Origin of the sequence: Bacillus sp. FJAT-27245, assembly GCF_001273955.1 — a bacterium.
GTDB lineage: Bacteria > Bacillota > Bacilli > Bacillales > Cytobacillaceae > Bacillus_D.
Genome location: NZ_LIGI01000001.1, coordinates 4336979 through 4355408, shown reverse-complemented (window position 1 = coordinate 4355408; position 18430 = coordinate 4336979). Strand labels below are relative to the sequence as shown.

Below are 18430 nucleotides of genomic sequence, written 5' to 3'. Positions count from 1 at the left end.
AGAACTAAAAAGGGAAAGCGGCCGCTTTCCCTTTTTGCCTATTCAAAAATATAGCTTAAAACATCCATTGCCTGGTCGATGGTTTCCACTGTCACATTTGCCCGATTGGATAGTTCCTTTAGCGGATGGATAAGCGACTCTGGCCTAACAATGATGATAGGTTTATTCATTGCAATCGCAATGCTGGCGTCCATCGCTGTGTTCCACTGCTTGTATTTTTCACCGAAAAGGGCGATGACAATATCCGATTTTTCCATTAAAACCTGCGTCCGGAAATTGTTGATATCCGATGCGGCATCATCCTTATAGACACTCCCGGGCTGCTTTCCTAAAATATTCTCGCCAATGTCATCCGATCTGTCATGGTTCGTTTGCGGCCCTACAAAGTACAAGGGAAGGTTCTTTTCCTTCGCCTTTTCCTTCACTTCCTCCCGCCAATTATCATGGATTTGCCCAGCCAAATATACGGTCAGTTCCATTTATATCCCTCCTGAAAATGTTGTTTATCCTCATACTAGTAGAACGTGGGTTTAATTTCAAAAGAACGGCCTCTTTTGGACAACATTAGTGCTAAGATTAGCTCTTCACTATAAGGTGTGGTGTATTCCTCTTTTTATTCCCCGAAGGACCGGCTACCCCCGCTGTTCGGGCGTTAAATCTTCGTTTATTGCTGAAGGGGGTGCTGTCCACCACTGTTCAGGCAATAAGCTATCCGTTAGTGCCCGAAAAATAGCGGTAGGTGCCTTATGGTATAATGGGTATTTGGTTGATTAGTCACAAAAATGCCAATGGGAGGAAATGAGAAAATGAGTAACTTACCGAATTGCCCAAAATGTAATTCAGAATATACATACGAGGACGGTATCCAGTTTGTTTGCCCGGAGTGCGGGCATGAATGGACAGCGGATAGTGTCGAAAATATCGCAGATGAAAAAGTCATAAAAGATGCGAACGGGAATGTCCTGAATGACGGTGACAGTGTTACAGTGATCAAGGATCTCAAAGTAAAAGGCAGTTCTTCGGTCCTGAAACAGGGCACGAAAGTAAAAAATATCCGCCTTGTTGAAGGCGACCACGATATTGATTGCAAAATCGACGGCTTCGGGCCAATGAAACTAAAATCTGAGTTTGTGAAAAAACTATAATTAAAAAAGCAGGGGGCCGCATTTATACGGCCTCCTGCTTTTCACCTAAACCTCAAACTCGCTCATCAATGCATGGGTATTGCCTTCCGTATCCTTGAAGAAAGCCATCCACGTTTCCGTTTGCCCCATTTTGGCTATCAGGTGTGGTTCGTCAATAAATTCAACGCCCTTGCTTCTTAATCCTTCATAGGATTCATTGATATTTTCAACGGTAAAATAGACAACTGAGCTTGAATGCGCGAACTCATCATTCTCAGGAGGGCTAAGGAAGAGCCGCAGGCCCCCGCAATCAAAGAATGCCAGATTGCCTGCTGTGAAAAGAAGTGTCAGGCCAAGCTTATCCTTATAAAACTCGACAGCCCGTTCCATATCTTTGATTGGTACCCCGATTTGCCCTACTTTTTGAATTTTAGGTGTTTCCACTATGATTTCCCCCTTCAAATACTGATTCTATTTTGAGGATAAGCGATTAATAGATAATATTCTTATCCAAAATCACTTTTTTGCGGAATTGATTGGGTGATAACCCCTCATGCTGCTTGAACATTTTGCTGAAGGAAACAGGATTGGTGAATCCCAATTCAAACGTAATCTCCGTCATGGTCAAGTCACTGTTCTTCAAAAGCCGCTTTGCTTTTTCCACCCTTAGTTCGGAAATGTGCTGAAAGGGGCTTTTGCCGTAGAGCTGTGTGTATGTTCTTAAAAGATGGTTGGCGGACATGCAGGAGATCCGGGCGATATCATCCAGCTTTATTGCCGTATCATAAAACGATCGTATGTAGTCATGGGCGATGCTGATTCTCCGGTATAATTCCTCGCGGGTCGAGCTGCGTACTGCATTAAGTGATTCAATTTCCTTGAGAGTTTCCATTTGGCTATAAAGAAGAGATTGCATTAACCCGTGGAATTGTTCCTCTTGACCCAGGGGATCTTCCTTCAGAATGGCCAGATTTACTTTAAAGGCAGATAACTGCGTAGATAGGCTGCTTGTCGCGGTATATGTTTTCTCAAAAAAGCCGACCGAATCCGACTCCTTAAAAGGATCGGATAAAAGCGCATATGAAGAGGCGGACATTCCTCGCAATACCTCCCCCGCAAAGCCGTCCTTGAAGAAAATACAGAAGGATTCCACTTCTTCCTGTTGGTCAATCGAAATGGTGTATTCACCTTCATTCAGGAGCAAATACCTGTTTTCTTCAACGGCAAAGAAGCCCTTATTCGTCTTATAAAGCGCTTTTCCATTTGAAAAAGTTTTAATGGAAAGCTGCCCGGAGCCTTCCCAATGGTACTGGTTGCTTTTTGCATGCAAAACAAAGTTTGCTGATGGTTCTTTCGCCATTCCACCGACTCCTGAAGGGTGAATTTTCAGATGAATATAGTATACACAAAATTTGGTGGAAGTTCTTTAAATAAAAATGTAGTCGGGTTTTTTATAGGAAGGTTAGGTGGCAGTCGATAAAGACAGTTTCAGTAGGGAAAAGCCATGCGAAGTGTCTTCAAATCAAGTGAATACATTCTCAACGGAAAGTCCAATAAAAAAAGGTTCGCACACTGTGCAAACCTTTTATCTTTCACCATTCCTGAGGCTCGTAATTTAAATCGGAAAACAAACGCGTTTTTTCTTTCTTTGTCAGGTCCCGCCATTGCCCGACAGGAAGATTCCCTAATTCGATATTCATGATTCTAATCCGCTGAAGCCGGTACACTTCGTAGCCCAACGCCTCGCACATGCGGCGGATTTGGCGGTTCAGCCCCTGGGTCAAAATAATGTTAAAATCATATTTTGATAGCTGCTCCACTTTGCAGGGGAGGGTTTTGGTGCCAAGAATTTTTACCCCCTCGGACATCCGCTTTAAAAATTCAGGCGTTATCGGCTTGTCGACTGAAACAATGTACTCCTTCTCATGCTTGTTTTCCGCACGTAATATTTCATTGACGATATCGCCGTCGTTGGTGAGGAGAATCAGCCCTTCTGAATCCTTATCAAGCCGGCCAATGTTGAAAATTCGCAACGGGTGGTTCACCAGATCGACGATATTTCCTTTCACGCTCTTTTCTGTTGTGCTCGTAATGCCTACTGGCTTATTTAAGGCGATATATACATTATCCCTGGCAACACGGATTTGCTCCCCGTTCACCCGTACATCGTCGCCCGGACTTACCTGGCTGCCTATTTTTGCAACCTTTCCATTAATGGTCACTCTGCCATCAGCAATTAGTTTGTCAGCGCCGCGCCTCGACGTTTTTCCCGAGTCGCTAATGAATTTATTAAGCCGCAAGGTGATACCAACCTTCTGTGTATAATTTTTCCCTTCTTTAAAAATACAATAACTAATACACTAAACGCAAAATTTGTATGAACGTTTTCAAACACGAAAAGAAGGAGAAATCCGGATGGACCTCTCCTTTTTCTATAACCTGCATCCTTAATTGTAAACCTGATTAGAAAGGACTGTGCTGCTGCCAGCCGATTTGGAGCGTTTTAAGATGAAAAGTGAATAGACCAAGAAGGCGAGCATCAACAACAGGAAAATGGTTAGCCATTTAAATAAAAAAAGCAGGATTGAATAAACAGGATATCGTCTGGCCGATTAGTGGATAAGTAAATCATATTACAAATAGGCTGCATTCGAATGAAGGTGGTTTTTTTATTTACGGGAGGTTATTTTCTACCCTTCTCACAGGGTTTAATAATTTTTGGACCATGCATAACCAAAAGGAAAAAATAATACTATTCTACCAAGCGCCGTAGTTGATTTATATCCCATATATTGAAGAGGTGATCCTGCCAATGAAATCACTGCAATCCAAAGCTTGGATTTTATTGCTGTTGATCCAGTTTTTAATGTTAATAATCTGTATATCGGGTGAAAATGGACCGTTTGGGGAAGGGTCCGTCATACATGCCTTTTTGTCCAATGACCAAACCGATACGGGAATTGAACTAAAGCTGCGTGGCTCATTGATACTAGGCATGTTTGTATTCGGTTTCGCTATTCTGGTAAATGCCTTCCGAAAGGGGCTTCGATGGTCCTGGTATGTTTGCTGGGTGTATCCCTTATTCTTTGTCCTCCATATAATCGGTTTTGGAACATTCATGCCTGACATTATCTTTTTACTCATTTCCTTAGCGGGGCTGTTGTTGCCATATAAACTATTTTTTAAGTAGGGGTGTGAGTTTTAATTTTTTCATATGGTCCCTGTAACCCCATCCAAAAGGCTGGGGTTACATACTTTCTCATAGTAAACCCTTATTACTCAACGCTTCGAATTGGGTTTCCGCGCATTCCGATGCATAGCAGGAACATAAGGATGCTGCAGCAGACAAACAGGCTCGGTACATTCCAGACCTCCGCCCATAATCCGGATATCATCAGTCCCAATGGCAAAGCGAGTTTCATTAGCATGGAAGAGGTGCCTGCAACCCTCCCGAGAAGATGGTTCGGGGTAAATTCCTGGCGGAAGCTCAAGTAGTTGACATTGATGACGATGACCGCGAATGTCCTTATGAACTGCGATACGCCGACAAGCCACCATGTAGTGGCAAAATTAAGGAGCAGCATCCCAGCTAGAACGATATACATTGAATATAGAAACAGTTGGCCCCTCCGAAACCGTTTTTTCAAATGGGGCATTACAAGGGCTCCCAAAAGGCCGCCGACTGCCCCAATACTCAGCATAAAGCCTACCTGTTGTTCCGTCGCATGCAAAAGATCGACAGCATAGAACAGGACAATGTTTCCAAGGCCATTAATGAAGTTAAGCAGCAGGATGATAATAGTTGGCGCAAGCAAAAGCTTGTTTTGGATAAGCTCGTCCCAGCCTTCCTTCATTTCTCCTCGAATCGAAGCCTTTCCTTTCTGTTTTAGCGGAATGGCGGTTTTCGGAATAGCTGTAAGCTGGACGAGAATGAGTGAAATTAATAATAAAACCAAATAGACGATGAAATTGGCTTCATAGGACAGCCAGGCGATCATCATACCGGCGATACCAGGTCCAATCATATTCATAAGCGTGTTGGCGAAAGAGAAGTGGGAATTGGCTTCTGTTAGCTGCTCTCTTCCGAAAATTTGCGGAAATGCGGAATGTTGCGCATTCCCAAAAGCATATCCCGCTGTTGAGACAATAAATCCAATCAAATACATATGCCAAATTTGTAATTGGCCCGCAAGAAGCAGCAGTACAAGGGCAAGCATACAGCAAACCTGGACGAGGGTCGTCGAGAACATGACCCCCTTCCGGCTGTACCGGTCAACGAGCACGCCAATAATCATCCCGAAGACAATGTTTGGGATGAACTCGATTGCCCGCATTGTCGACATCGCGCTCGCGGATTGGGTCAGCTTGTAAATCAGCAAAGGAAGGGCAACATAGTAAAATTGGAATCCAAACGACCAGATAAGGCCGCTTGTCCACAGAAGCAAAAAGTTCCGCTGCTTCCAAAGCGAAGGCCTTGGTTGTGGTTGTGGTTCGATTTCCGATTGATAGGCAACTTCCATGTAAAATAAATCCCCCTATGTTTTCTGTATATTCATAGTGTTATATTCTAGGAAAATGGAAATTTCCCTCTTTTGGAAAAAATGAAAATACAGCCGGCTTGGACAGAAAGCAAAAAAAAGCCCATTCTTGTTAGGCGTGAGGCAGGCCGCACCGCCGTAAAGGGGCTTGAAGAATTATTTACTTACTGTATTGGCCCTATTTTTCAAAGGGTATTCGGAATCGGTTCGTAACCGCTCCCAAGGCAAAAGGAGTATGCCTTATTAACTGCTTAACAATTTGGAAAGGAGCTGGGGGTATGAGGTGGGGGAAAATTCTTATCCATTGTATTGGCTTAGTATCGATATTCCTGGCCGCTGCGATTTTTGTAAACCCGCTAACGGACGGAATAGCCAATGGGACAATCAGAATTATTGTAAAAGAAAGTTTGCGGCTGCTGATGACGGTTTGCCTGTTTTCGCTGTATACGAAGAAGGTGCTGAAGAAAACGAATGCCAGCTTTGGTATCCGAAGGCCATTTAAGGCGGACAAAGCATGGATATTGCTTGGGGTTGGAATGCCTCTGACGGTAATCGTATTTTATCTTCTCTCTCATTATGCTGAATTTGTTATTCAGGCGGAGCTTTCTATTAAAACTGTTTTGGCGTTGCTAGTTGGTTCGTTTATTGTCTCTTGCTCCGCAGGCATTATAGAAGAAATCCTGTTCAGGGGATATTTGTTCAAACTGATAGAAGGGAAATGGGGCGCGGCGGCAGCCATAACGGCCACCTCTGTTTTGTTCGGGGCCCTTCATCTCCTTACGGCTGGGAGTCTACAGTTGCTCGATGCATTGCTAATTTTGGCTGCAGGCACTCTTGCAGGGATTCTGTTTTCACTCATCATGCAAAAGACGGGAAATCTCTGGAATGCAGCCGCGGTGCATATCCTGTGGAATTTCATTCTGAACCCAAGAGTTGTCGGCTTTACCAACGGAGCGAATGAAACTGGGGTGTCACTTATCAATGCCCGTTTTGAAACGGATCATATATTTGTCACTGGCGGCGCATTTGGGATTGAAGCGGGCCTCCCGTCAATGATTCTTTATAGTATCGTCATCTTGTGTCTCATTGTTAGACACAAGAATGGTAAGAATCACCTGAGTACGAAAATAAAAATTGGTGAGAAGGGGAGTCCCCATTAAACTTTGGTTAGCACCTGTATAAATGCTTCGACGCTCCGCTTATTCCTCATAATAGGGGAATAGATATAGGAGAGGGTACGGGTAAAGGTTTTGTTTTTTAGCTGGATAATCGACAAATCCCCGTGTTTTACTTCCCGGTCTATCACACTGTGGGACAGAAGTGAAAGACCGAGGCCTTTGATAATGCTTTCTTTTACCCCCTGGTTGCTGCTGATARTTAGGAGGGATTTCACTTTTATGCCATTTGATCGGAAAAAGTGGTTTAAATACTCCCTTGTTCCCGAGCCTTCTTCCCTAGTTACCCAAGCCTGGCCTTGAAGATCTATAATCGCAACTCCATCCTTTCCGGCAAGCGGATGGCTGTTAGGGGAGACGATGAACAATTCGTCCTCCATCAGGGGGTGGACCATAACCTCCTTTTCGTTTGTCTGGCCTTCGATGAGCCCAATATCGACCTTGAAAAGCTGGACATAGCTGACAATTTCATCCGTATTGCCAATGACAATCTGGAACTCTAATTCAGGAAAGTCCTTTTGCACTCTCAGGAGCAGTTCCGGCAATATGTATTCCCCGATGGTAAAACTGGCCCCGATGATTAATTTTCCCCGTACGGAGTTATGGTGCTCCAGTATTTCTTCCTTTGCCTGCTCGTAAATGGCCATTAGCTGCTTTGCACGGCTGTACAAAATCTCCCCTGTTGGCGTTATCTGGACTCCTTTAGGAGAACGGCGGAACAATTCGGTCTGGAATTCTTTTTCAAGATTTTTAATATGCAGACTTACACTTGGCTGGGAAATGTGGAGCATTTCGGAGGTTTTAGTAAAATTCCCGATTTCCGCAAGGGTGATAAACGTCTTTAATGTGTCATAGTACATCCTACACGCCTCCTAATTATTAAAAATACTAATTGCCGTTATCATTAATATGTATTTTACTAATAGAAGGTATTTCTATAAAGTGTAAGTGTACAAATTTACACTACGGGAAGTGACAGAGATGGGGAAGGCATACGGGAAACAAATGAAGAAAAATAAGGCTGCTGCTTTTGGAAAGGGGCTCGGAATTACACTTCTGATTGCGCTGGCCGCAAAGTTTTTATCAGGATTTCCGTTCCTGTCAATTATGGGGCAGCTCGTGATTGCGATTCTACTTGGAATGGCATGGAGGGCCGCATTTGGATTCAAGGAAGACTTAAAGCCCGGAATAACATTCACGAATAAGAAATTACTCAGATTGGGGATTATTTTGCTCGGGATGAGATTAAACCTTGCGGATATTTATAATGCGGGGGGAAAAGTATTTATTCTTGCATCGTTAACGATTGTCTTTGCACTGTTGGTTGTATATGGTTTATGCCGTTGGTTCGGGGTTGAAAAAAGGTTAGGTATCCTTACTGCCTGTGGAACGGCGATTTGCGGAGCGGCTGCTATCGTCGCCATATCACCACAAGTGAAGGCAAAAGAAGAGGAAACTGCTGTCGCAGCTGCTACTATAGCCATTTTGGGTACTTTATTTACACTTGCGTATACATTTTTATATACGGTTCTGAATCTGACACCGACAGGATATGGGGTATTTTCCGGCGGGACATTGCATGAAGTCGCCCATGTCGTGGCTGCTGCTGCGGCTGGCGGCAATGAAGCGGTTGATCTTGCGGTAATCGTTAAATTAACGCGCGTCGCCCTGCTCGTTCCGGTAGCGCTGGCGATTGGTTTTTTCATGCAGCGAGGCGAAAAGGAAGGCGGAAAGAAAGCAATTTCAATGTCGATCATTCCGTGGTTTATCTTGGGATTCCTGGCCATGAGCGGCTTTAATACACTAGGAATCGTATCCGAAACCACTGCCGGAAACATCGTAACCGCTGCTTACCTGCTCATTGCGATGGCAATGGCTGCATTGGGGATGAACGTAGAGATAAAGACTTTCAGGAAACTGGGAATGAAGGCATTTGCCGCAGGGCTCATTGGATCGGTACTTTTAGCGGTTTTCGGTTATATCATGGTTCATTTGCTTCATTTGAATTAAAATGGGACAAGCCAGGGATTCTGGCTTGTTTTTTTGCTGGTCGTTTGTTCTTTTAGAAGAACAAAAAGTGATATTTCCGTTTAAAGGAGACCAGTTTCCGGTCTAGCAAGCATCGAGCCGTCCAGCTCCGACTATCAACCAGTTTTCTCTTTCGGAAAGGCTTAAGGGAATCCAGCAAGGCAGACCTGGTAATCTGCCAATAACAACCGAAAGGGCTTTGGCATATAGTATTCCAAACGAGATAGCCAATTAGGATGTGAGCCATTGAAAAATATAGCGATTGTCCATCGGATGAAAACGAATATTATAGCACAGAACGGCAACATCAACATTGGTTCTACCGTACAAAATAGCCATACGTCTAATTTTAAGATAGCTGGAGCTTCCTTGTCTTTTGGGGATTTTTCAAAGGTTATTGAGTGCGGGAACCAGACAAAAGCAATTGATATCAATACGGGGCAAACAGGCGGGGAAGACGGATAAACCTTCTTTTAACCAATTGGAGGACCTGGGCATATATATAACCAACGCCATGTTGGGAGGAGAGAGTATGCCCACGAATATCAACATATACAGCATAAAAATAAACAACATATCCAACAATGGCTCCCTGAACATCGGAGACGCCCTCCATAACTCCCCTACCGCCAATACAAAATCACAAGGGGTCAACTCCACTTATGGCGATACTTCCCCGGCAAATTCCGGAATGGAAAATGTTTTCATTGATCCGGATGTAAACGATCAAGGGGATGTTGCAAATCCGGCAAATGTGAATGCCAATCAGTATTGATGCCGCTTTATTGAAAGGAGTACAAGATGCCTTATTTCATAAATATATTCAGCATGAAAACGAACGGAATTACAACCAACGGAAACCTGGATGTGGGAGCAGTTATTCACAATAGCCATACTGCGAACGCGAAGTATGTAGGTGCAAACATTTCCTTGGGTGACTTGTCGCCGACTACATCATTTATGGGGGCTAACAACATTGATCCTGATATAAGTGACCAAGATCAAATCGCCAATCCATCGCTCCCGATGAGCAATCAATTTTAAAGGAGGGCTGTTATGCTGCCTTTTCCATTTTTTAAAGGCGGGCTTCCGAAGTGGCTGAATCAATCATTCCTGAATAACGATATTACGAAATACGTCGAGGAGATGGTAGAAAAATCGATTGCCTCCTCAATGAAGCATGTTGAAATGGCGGATATCCTGCATGCCGAGCAGGGAGAGGCGATGCATACAAATCCAATCGATTCAATTCAGGTCACCACCTTTGAAAGCCACGACCATGTCTATGCGAGGATGTATATCAAAAATGCAGAGCAGCTGTCACATTTAAAAATCTACCATAATACCAATCAATTGATCATTGAAGGTCTGCCTACTCCGGAATCAAGGCATGTCCTTACATTGCCATCGATGGTAAAGATGAAGGATTCGGTTTCGGACTACCGCGATAATTATTTGCAGATCAAAATGAGGAAGAAGATGGACCCGCAATTTACCGAAGTCGCTGTCCCGCCCACGGAGTAATCCCTTTCCGGCAATGATTTTTTGAAAATGGAGGGGGAAATCGGATGGATATGGACAAAATCAAGCAATGGATTGAAATGACGCAGCAGTATCAAAACGGGCGGTTTTGGGAAATGGTTTTTGAAGATAATCCGCCGGGCGATGCCTTGGAAGACCAGCCTGTCCGACAAAAGAAGGTGAAGGAAAAAACAGGCACCTACCCCAAAACCGATATTTATATGACTGATAGGGATGTCATTCTTTTGCTTGAAATTCCCGGGGCAATAAGGGAAGACATTGCTCTATCGGTTTCTGGCAGCAGGCTCACCATTAAAGGGATCCTCCAGGCACCAATGATAAATGGGGCCACTGTGCAAACCGAACGGAAATACGGAGAATTCCAAAGGGTTATTGACCTTCCAGAGCCCGCCGAGAGCAAGGACATCCATGCAAGGTTCGAAAACGGGCTCCTGATTATTACGTATCCAAGAAGGTATACAAGGGAAGAAACAATCATGATCCGCTGATTTTTAAAAGTTGGGTGTGAACCAGGTTATGCCTTTAAATAAATTGGAACAGGGAAGAAAGACGGAAGGTACCGACCATTTTGAAAAAAAGCTTTTTCTTTACATTCAAAAAACAGTCAATGCGCAACTGGCGCCAATCTATCAACTATTGAACCAATATACGCGGCATATCTCGAAACTTGAGAACCGCGTTTCGGATTTGGAAAAACTGCATCGCGATAGTGTTGCGGTCCGGGCTCGGCATTCGGAGGAATCCTCCTCCACCGGCAACGAAAATTCAGGGAGCGTGCCCCCAGTCATCTTTCAGGAAATAAAGGTTGATAAACTGTTCATTGAGAAATTTGACCAGGCCAATAACCTGGGGACCATAGGAATAAAAGAGCTTAGCGGGCATTTGAACATCGGAACCACATACGAAAAGGCAGCACTGAAAGAAGCAGGAGCAGAAACGAAGGGTGAGTTTGAGGAACTAAAGGAGAAGTATAATCAAAAAATGGCTGAAATGAAGGATAAGGGGAACAAAGAAGGTTCCTAATGAATGCTGATGGTAGGTGCATCAGCATTTTATTTTTTAGCGGCAGCATCCCTCATATATCCATCCCCGGCTGAAAAGAGCCGGGCTGTTTTTTGCGTACATATTCAATTTGGGAAGCATGGAGCAGCCGTAAAGAGGCTTAGTAACGTGATTTGCTCTTCCATCCTTTTGAAAAAATTGTTTAAATTGGCGGCCGTTGTGATATTGATTCATAAGTAACCAAAATAGGGGGGAAACCAATGTCGGAAAATCGCAGAATTGCGGTAGCGTTGATTGAAGCAGTCGGTGGCAGGGACAATATCCATTCGGTTGCCCATTGTGCAACCCGGCTGCGCATTATGGTGAACGACAAGGAAAAAATTGACCAGGAAAGAGTTGAGGAAATCGATAAGGTCAAGGGAGCCTTTTTCAATTCAGGCCAGTACCAGGTTATTTTTGGGACAGGGACAGTCAACCGGATCTATGAAGAGGTTTCCCAGCTTGGGCTGGAAACAAAATCAGCCTCCGAGCAAAAGAACGAAGCAATCAAATCCGGATCCAGGTTCCAGCGGGCAATCCGGACGTTCGGTGATGTGTTTGTACCGATTATCCCTGTCCTCGTTGCGACCGGATTGTTCATGGGGGTCCGGGGCCTTGTCATGCAGGAAGAAATTCTTGCGCTCTTTGGGGTAACGCCCGACCATGTACCGCAAAATTTCCTGCTGTTTACGCAAATTTTGACTGATACGGCCTTTATTTTCCTTCCGGCGCTTGTGGCGTGGTCGACATTCAGGGTGTTTGGCGGAACGCCGATCATTGGGCTTGTGTTAGGTTTAATGCTTGTCAGCCCATCTTTGCCGAACGCATGGGGGGTAGCGGGCGGTGACGTTGAGCCGCTTCGCTTCCTTGGTTTCATTCCAGTTGTCGGATATCAGGGTTCGGTTTTGCCTGCTTTTATCGCGGGAATTATCGGGGCAAAGCTTGAGAGGGCGGTAAGGAAGCGTGTGCCTGAAGCGCTAGACCTTATTCTTACGCCATTTATTACCCTTCTTGTTATGATTTCGCTATCATTGCTAGTAATCGGTCCGATTTTCCACATCGTTGAACAGGGTATTTTGTCAGTAGCAACGGATGTTCTTTCATGGCCGTTCGGAATCAGTGGCCTGTTGATAGGCGGCCTAAACCAGATTATTGTTATTACAGGGGTTCATCATATTTTCAATATGCTTGAAATCCAGTTGCTGTCAAAATATCATTATAATCCATACAACGCGATTGTTACTTGTGCGGTTGCCGCGCAGGGTGGTGCTGCCCTTGCGGTTGGCCTCAAGACCAGATCGGCAAAATTGAAAGCGCTGGCGTACCCATCCTCGGTATCGGCGCTATTAGGAATCACCGAACCGGCAATCTTCGGGGTAAACCTCCGTTATGGCAAGCCTTTCATCATGGGCCTCATTGGCGGTGCGGCCGGTGGATTTTTGGCGTCTATCCTTGGCCTGAAAGCAACTGGAATGGCGGTTACCGTTATCCCGGGTACGCTTCTCTATTTAAACGGGCAAATCCTGCCGTACATACTCGTCAACCTTGTGGCGATTGCGGTCGCCTTCGCGCTGACCTGGATGTTTGGATACTCTGATAAAGTGAAAAACGAAATCGAACAGCAGTAAGATTTACAGGAGGCAGGGCGGCACTTGCCTTCTTTTGTGAAGAAAGATATTTTGCCCGTCATTTGCCTGGATGGCGGGTTGAATCATGTTGAGGCATAAAAAACGGCAACTTGGCATTAATATCTGCTAGTTTGGCAGAACTATAATCTCGTTTGGAAAAAAACAGAGATGTAAACGTCGCAAGGAGGTTCGCTCATGACTGAAAAGGAAGACTTCCTGGTCCAGAAAGCATATGAGGAAATTGAGAAATACAAAGTACAGGTGGAAAAGGATCCGTACCGGCTGAATTACCATCTTATGCCCCCGGTCGGATTGCTGAATGACCCGAACGGGCTTGTGCAGTATAAGGGTACCTACCATGTGTTTTACCAGTGGAATCCTTTTGATACGGCACATGGAGCGAAATTTTGGGGACATTATTCAACCAGGAATATGGTCCACTGGCGTGAAGAGCCGATTGCGCTTGCCCCGAGTGAGTGGTATGAACGGAATGGCTGTTATTCGGGGAGCGCGGTTGAATGGGAAGGGAAGCTGTATCTATTTTATACCGGGAACGTTAAGCTGGATGATGGGACGCGTGAGACGTATCAATGCGTGGCGGTTTCCCGGGACGGCGTCCATTTTGAAAAAAAGGGGCCGTTTCTCAAGCTGCCGGAGGGGTATACAGCCCATTTTCGGGATCCGAAGGTTTGGTGGAAAAACGGCTGCTGGTATATGGTCATCGGTGCCCAGACCGTGGATGGGAAAGGGGCCGCGGTCCTTTTTTCATCGGAGGACATGTTAAGCTGGAGGGAATTGGGGAGGATTGCCGGTGAAGGGATGAATGGCCTGTCGGAATTCGGCTATATGTGGGAATGCCCTGACCTGATCTGCCTGGATGGGAAGGATGTTTTGCTCGTGTCGCCTCAGGGATTGGATCCAAGCGGCCACTTTTACCATAACCTGTTCCAGTCAGGTTACTTTGTTGGGGCTCTTGATTATGAATCGGCCCATTTCAGGCATGGCCCTTTTACGGAGATTGACCGGGGGTTTGATTTCTATGCGCCTCAAACATTTGTCGACGATAAGGGGAGAACCATCCTGTATGGCTGGATGGGCATTACTGATGAGAATGAATCGTACCAGCCGACTTTAGCCCATCGCTGGGTACATGCGCTGACCCTCCCCAGGGAGTTGAGCCTTCACGGCGATAAGGTTTATCAACGGCCGCTTGACGAGCTCTGTTCACTGAGAAAAGACAGGGTTGATTACAAGAATGTAGAATTGACTGGAACCGGAACGCAATTTAATGGTGTCGAAGGAAGCTCGGTGGAATTGCGTTTGGACGACATAAAAGTGGAGAGCGGCGGGTTCAGGATTCGTTTTCGCAGAGAAGCGGAGTTGTTTTATGATTGTGATAAACGGGAGATGAGCCTAATAAGGAAAAATTTTAAAACGGGCGAACCGGAGAGAAGAACGTGTGCGCTTTCCTCCCTATCCCAGCTAACAATTTTCATGGACAATTCTTCGCTGGAAATCTTCGTGAACGAGGGGGAAGAAGTATTTACGGCGCGTTATTTTCCGAGCTTGAGGGATGAAACAATTACATTCTATGGCAGGGCTTTTTTCAATCTTGCCAAGTGGGATTTGGACAAGCTGAAGATTGAACGAAACAATGCTCAAAGGGGCGTGTTATGAATGGGCTTCCGGGGCTGGATGAAATATGCGGGCGTTTAAAAGCATTCGGTTAAAGGTTATCCTATTTTCCAGAAGAATCCTCGATTGGAATCAGGATATAGGCTTTTAGACGGAAATTAGGTTGACAGATTTGTCAGAATGTTATAGGCTAATTTGTATATAATTTAATAGAACCACCTCACTTTAGACAGTGGGGTAGAGGCGCGGTATTTAACAGTCTTTAGTGGAGCGTGAGAAGCATCGAGACTAGGGAGAAGGAAATATCGCCGAAGTGGGCCATATACTCAGTATCGCCTGCTGGGCTTGCAGTGAACAACTGCAGGACTGTCTCAATAAGCGTCCCGGCTTATTGAGTTGTGCTATCTCATTGGGGTAAAGAGAGGATTTGGGTGCAAACTGTACATGTTGCGGCCTGAGTTTATCTCAGGCCGCTTTTTGGTGTATTAAAAAAATGAAAGGGGAAGATTAGGGTGAAAAAAAGGGGAACGTTATTTCTTGTCTTATTGTTTACGGCTATTCTAGCATTGGCCGGTTGCGGAGGTACCGACAGTTCAAAATCAGGTTCGAATGGCAAGGAAGAAAAGGATACCTTTAAAGTAGGGCTTGAAGCGGGCTACGCGCCTTTTAACTGGTCGCAAAAAGATGATTCAAATGGAGCTGTCAAAATTTCCGGGACATCCGAATACGCAGGCGGCTATGATGTGGAAATCGCCAAGAAAATCGCCGATGGCCTCGGAAAAGAGCTTGTTATTGTAAAAACAGAGTGGGATGGCCTTGTACCTTCCTTGACTTCCGGCAAAATCGATGCGATTATCGCCGGGATGTCGCCAACAGCGGAACGTAAAAGAACAATCGACTTTTCGGATAACTACTATAAATCGAATCTCGTCATGGTCGTGAAAAAAGGCGGCAAGTATGAAGGAGCGAAATCAATCCAGGATTTCAAAGGCGCGAAGGTAACCGCCCAGCTGAATACATTCCATTACTCTGTCATTGATCAGATCAAGGGCGTAAAGAAAGCGACAGCGATGGACAACTTCCCGGCAATGAGGGTTGCGCTTGAATCGGGCATCATTGATGGATACGTTTCCGAACGCCCTGAAGCGGTGAGCGCTTCAGCAGCAAATGAAAACTTCGCGATGGTCGAATTCGAGGATGGCTTCAAAACATCCGAGGATGACACGGCGATTGCTGTTGGACTTAAAAAGGGAAGCGGCCTGAAGGACAAAATCAATGAAATCCTTAGCGGCATTTCCGAAGAAGAACAAACAAACATCATGGACGAAGCAATCAAGAACCAGCCAGCAGCAGAATAAAGATAGATTTTAGTGGAAACCGGCTGTGTCTTGCATACAGCCGGTTTCATGATGATATGGAGGAGGAGAAGCATGAGCATCGATTGGATTGTGAAAATCGTATCGGAAAACTGGGAGATGTTCCTGCGCGGAGCCGGCACAACACTCTGGATTGCGCTCGTTGGGACAATTGCCGGAGCCATTATCGGCTTGATTGCGGGCATTATCCGGACGATTCCAGTTCCTGAACGGGGATTTAAAAAAATTGTATTGGCAGTCGTCAATTTTCTTTTATCGGCATATATTGAATTTTTCCGAGGGACGCCAATGATTGTTCAGGCAATGGTTATCTATTACGGATCGGCATTGGCTTTCGACATTAATATGAATGTCATGATGGCGGCACTTATTGTTGTCTCAATCAATACAGGGGCCTATATGGCGGAAATTGTCCGCGGCGGAATCATTTCAGTCGATAAGGGACAGTTCGAGGCTGCCCAGGCAATCGGAATGAACCATATCCAGACAATGATCAACGTCGTATTGCCGCAGGTTGTGCGCAACATTTTGCCGGCAACGGGGAATCAATTTGTCATCAATATAAAGGACACATCCGTCCTGAACGTTATCTCGGTATCTGAATTGTACTTCCTGACAAAATCGGTAGCGGGGAATAATTTCCGTTACTTCGAGTCATTCTTTGTGGCGTGTGTCCTTTATTTCGTCATGACCTTTGCCGTCACGAAAATCCTTCGTTATTTTGAAAAGAAAATAGAAGGCCCTGACAGCTACACGGTTGTCGGGGAGGATATCCAGCCTGCGAGATAACAGCGGCAGAAAGGAGGAGAACGTATGGAAAAAGTAATTGATATCCAGCATTTAAATAAGTCCTTTGGAAACCATGAAGTGTTAAAGGACATCAATTTTTCAGTCAATAAAGGCGAAGTTGTCAGCATCATCGGTTCATCCGGCTCCGGAAAGTCGACGCTTCTCCGCTGTGTAAACCTACTGGAAATGCCAAGCGGCGGCCAAATCATTTACAAAGGCGAAAATATTCTTGATGACAAGCATGACCTGTTCCTTTACAGAAGGAAGCTTGGCATGGTGTTCCAGCAGTTCAACCTGTTCAACAACCACAATGTCCTCGGCAACTGTGTGGTCGGCCAGGTAAAGGTGCTGAAGCGTTCAAAGGAAGAAGCAGAAGAAGTAGCCATGAACTATTTGAAAGTGGTTGGCATGGACAAATACATCAATGCCAAGCCGCATCAATTATCTGGCGGGCAAAAGCAGAGAGTGGCGATTGCGAGGGCCCTGTCGATGGAACCGGATGTCATGCTGTTCGACGAACCAACATCCGCGCTAGACCCTGAAATGGTCGGCGAAGTCCTCAAGGTTATGAAAGACCTTGCCGAATCAGGGTTGACAATGCTGATCGTTACGCACGAAATGGAATTCGCCCGTGAAGTATCCGACCGGGTCGTCTTTATGGATAAAGGGGTTATTGCGGAGGAAGGCAGCCCTGAGCAAATCTTCAGCAATCCGACCCAGGAACGGACGAGGGAATTCTTGAAGAGAACCTTGAAACAGTACTAAATCGACATCCTTGCTCCTTTTCATCTATTATTCTCGGAAAAAATTCAAAAAATTTGGATAATAGTTGCAAACAGTGTAAAAGTCCTTGTATAATTATGGTAGATAATAAAATAGACCCAGGGGCAACTTATCTGAAAAGATAAGAACGCAAAGCTAAAGGGGCTAAAGCAGGATTTCTGCCATGCCAGCCAGCTGCACGTGAAAAGTCCCTCTTGTATAAGTGGGTCTTTTTTGTTGGACTTTTTGAACATGTGGAGGGGGTAGGGATGTTGAAAAAAGTATTGTCAATCTTATTCACAGCTATTCTCGTTTTGGGTTTGGGGTCGCCAGCTTTTGCAAATGAAGATAAAGATGTGGCCAAGGCCCTTAGTTTGATTGAAAAGACCAACCAGGAAATTAGCGAAAAAGTAGATAAAGCAGTAATAAAGGCAGACAAGCTGCAGGCTGAATATCTTGAGGAAATGAGAAAAATCGGCGAAAGCAATAATGAGTTGCGTGAAAAATTAGCGAATAAATACAATGAACAATTGGACAAAATCATTGCGGACGTTTATGAGGAAACGCTGAAAATGTCGGGAAAAACGATTGCGAAGGCCGCGGAATATGGAGTTATTGCTGAATGCGACTGGGTGGAGGTTCGTTTTGCTGACAGGTATGTGTTGATTGATCCTCTGCGGATTGTAAAACTTTAGTTTAAAGTGGGAAAAATAAATTGATGAAATAGTTTGAATACTATATGATGGAATTAAGTGAACGGGTCTAACGTTAATAGACTCGTTTTTTTTGGGT

21 protein-coding genes and 2 riboswitches are annotated in these 18430 nt (G+C 44.9%); of the genes, 15 read left to right on the top strand and 6 right to left on the bottom strand.

What is annotated here, in order from left to right; genetic code table 11:
* Window positions 1-38: 38 nt before the first annotated feature.
* A complete protein-coding gene (locus ADU24_RS21285) occupies window positions 39-479 on the bottom strand; it encodes a YtoQ family protein (protein ID WP_053368527.1) in 441 nt (146 codons plus the stop codon).
* A gap of 327 nt (window positions 480-806) precedes the next feature.
* On the opposite strand from ADU24_RS21285, the gene ADU24_RS21280 reads away from it, so the two are divergent.
* Window positions 807-1145 (top strand): zinc ribbon domain-containing protein YjdM, encoded by a 339-nt coding sequence (locus ADU24_RS21280; RefSeq protein ID WP_053368526.1) that lies wholly within the window; start codon window positions 807-809, stop codon window positions 1143-1145.
* Between the two features lie 45 nt (window positions 1146-1190).
* On the opposite strand, the gene ADU24_RS21275 is transcribed toward ADU24_RS21280, so the two are convergent.
* From ADU24_RS21275 to ADU24_RS21255, 4 genes are all read right to left on the bottom strand, one after another.
* Complete coding sequence (locus tag ADU24_RS21275; RefSeq protein WP_053368525.1) at window positions 1191-1568, bottom strand: VOC family protein; 378 nt, start codon at window positions 1566-1568, stop codon at window positions 1191-1193.
* Window positions 1569-1614: 46 nt separating this feature from the next.
* Entirely contained in the window at window positions 1615-2484 is an 870-nt protein-coding gene (locus tag ADU24_RS21270; protein ID WP_053368524.1) for a helix-turn-helix domain-containing protein, read from the bottom strand.
* Window positions 2485-2716: 232 nt separating this feature from the next.
* Window positions 2717-3424 carry a 23S rRNA pseudouridine(2604) synthase RluF gene (gene rluF, locus ADU24_RS21265; RefSeq protein WP_053368523.1) on the bottom strand — a complete coding sequence of 236 codons (708 nt, stop codon included), beginning with the start codon at window positions 3422-3424 and terminating at the stop codon, window positions 2717-2719.
* A 975-nt stretch (window positions 3425-4399) separates the two neighbouring features.
* Entirely contained in the window at window positions 4400-5644 is a 1245-nt protein-coding gene (locus tag ADU24_RS21255; protein WP_053368521.1) for an MFS transporter, read from the bottom strand.
* 296 nt (window positions 5645-5940) lie between these two features.
* Here ADU24_RS21255 and ADU24_RS21250 point away from each other — a divergent pair, with 296 nt between their 5' ends.
* Window positions 5941-6822 carry a CPBP family intramembrane glutamic endopeptidase gene (locus ADU24_RS21250; protein ID WP_053368520.1) on the top strand — a complete coding sequence of 294 codons (882 nt, stop codon included), beginning with the start codon at window positions 5941-5943 and terminating at the stop codon, window positions 6820-6822.
* Here the strand turns inward: ADU24_RS21250 and ADU24_RS21245 are convergent.
* Window positions 6819-7697, bottom strand: coding sequence for a LysR family transcriptional regulator (locus tag ADU24_RS21245; RefSeq protein WP_053368519.1), 879 nt, complete (start codon window positions 7695-7697; stop codon window positions 6819-6821). The two genes, ADU24_RS21250 and ADU24_RS21245, sit on opposite strands and share 4 nt — an antisense overlap.
* 121 nt (window positions 7698-7818) lie before the next feature.
* Between ADU24_RS21245 and ADU24_RS21240 the strand changes: the two genes are divergently transcribed.
* The 13 genes from ADU24_RS21240 (at window position 7819) to ADU24_RS21175 (ending at window position 18333) form a co-directional block, all read left to right on the top strand.
* Window positions 7819-8847 (top strand): YeiH family protein, encoded by a 1029-nt coding sequence (locus ADU24_RS21240; RefSeq protein WP_053368518.1) that lies wholly within the window; start codon window positions 7819-7821, stop codon window positions 8845-8847.
* A 264-nt stretch (window positions 8848-9111) separates the two neighbouring features.
* Window positions 9112-9330 carry a spore germination protein gene (locus ADU24_RS21235; RefSeq protein WP_053368517.1) on the top strand — a complete coding sequence of 73 codons (219 nt, stop codon included), beginning with the start codon at window positions 9112-9114 and terminating at the stop codon, window positions 9328-9330.
* Between the two features lie 67 nt (window positions 9331-9397).
* On the top strand, window positions 9398-9640 hold the full coding sequence (locus ADU24_RS21230) for a spore germination protein (RefSeq protein WP_053368516.1): 243 nt from the start codon (window positions 9398-9400) through the stop codon (window positions 9638-9640).
* A 26-nt stretch (window positions 9641-9666) separates the two neighbouring features.
* Window positions 9667-9909: a spore germination protein gene (locus tag ADU24_RS21225; RefSeq protein WP_053368515.1), complete on the top strand. Its 243-nt coding sequence runs from the start codon at window positions 9667-9669 to the stop codon at window positions 9907-9909.
* A gap of 12 nt (window positions 9910-9921) precedes the next feature.
* A complete protein-coding gene (locus ADU24_RS21220; protein ID WP_053368514.1) occupies window positions 9922-10389 on the top strand; it encodes a hypothetical protein in 468 nt (155 codons plus the stop codon).
* Window positions 10390-10433: 44 nt separating this feature from the next.
* A complete protein-coding gene (locus ADU24_RS21215; protein ID WP_053368513.1) occupies window positions 10434-10895 on the top strand; it encodes an Hsp20/alpha crystallin family protein in 462 nt (153 codons plus the stop codon).
* A 28-nt stretch (window positions 10896-10923) separates the two neighbouring features.
* A complete protein-coding gene (locus ADU24_RS21210; RefSeq protein ID WP_053368512.1) occupies window positions 10924-11430 on the top strand; it encodes a hypothetical protein in 507 nt (168 codons plus the stop codon).
* Window positions 11431-11669: 239 nt separating this feature from the next.
* The gene (locus ADU24_RS21200; RefSeq protein WP_053368510.1) at window positions 11670-13076 is read left to right on the top strand and encodes a sucrose-specific PTS transporter subunit IIBC; all 1407 of its coding nucleotides are present in this window, start codon (window positions 11670-11672) and stop codon (window positions 13074-13076) included.
* Between the two features lie 195 nt (window positions 13077-13271).
* The gene (locus ADU24_RS21195) at window positions 13272-14753 is read left to right on the top strand and encodes a glycoside hydrolase family 32 protein (RefSeq protein WP_053368509.1); all 1482 of its coding nucleotides are present in this window, start codon (window positions 13272-13274) and stop codon (window positions 14751-14753) included.
* 188 nt (window positions 14754-14941) lie between these two features.
* Window positions 14942-15123, top strand: a riboswitch (Lysine riboswitch).
* A 100-nt stretch (window positions 15124-15223) separates the two neighbouring features.
* On the top strand, window positions 15224-16069 hold the full coding sequence (locus ADU24_RS21190) for a transporter substrate-binding domain-containing protein (RefSeq protein ID WP_053368508.1): 846 nt from the start codon (window positions 15224-15226) through the stop codon (window positions 16067-16069).
* Window positions 16070-16141: 72 nt separating this feature from the next.
* Window positions 16142-16876 (top strand): amino acid ABC transporter permease, encoded by a 735-nt coding sequence (locus ADU24_RS21185; protein ID WP_053368507.1) that lies wholly within the window; start codon window positions 16142-16144, stop codon window positions 16874-16876.
* 24 nt (window positions 16877-16900) lie between these two features.
* Entirely contained in the window at window positions 16901-17641 is a 741-nt protein-coding gene (locus ADU24_RS21180; RefSeq protein ID WP_053368506.1) for an amino acid ABC transporter ATP-binding protein, read from the top strand.
* A gap of 111 nt (window positions 17642-17752) precedes the next feature.
* Window positions 17753-17841: riboswitch (cyclic di-GMP riboswitch) on the top strand.
* A gap of 66 nt (window positions 17842-17907) precedes the next feature.
* On the top strand, window positions 17908-18333 hold the full coding sequence (locus ADU24_RS21175) for a hypothetical protein (protein ID WP_053368505.1): 426 nt from the start codon (window positions 17908-17910) through the stop codon (window positions 18331-18333).
* Window positions 18334-18430 lie beyond the last annotated feature (97 nt).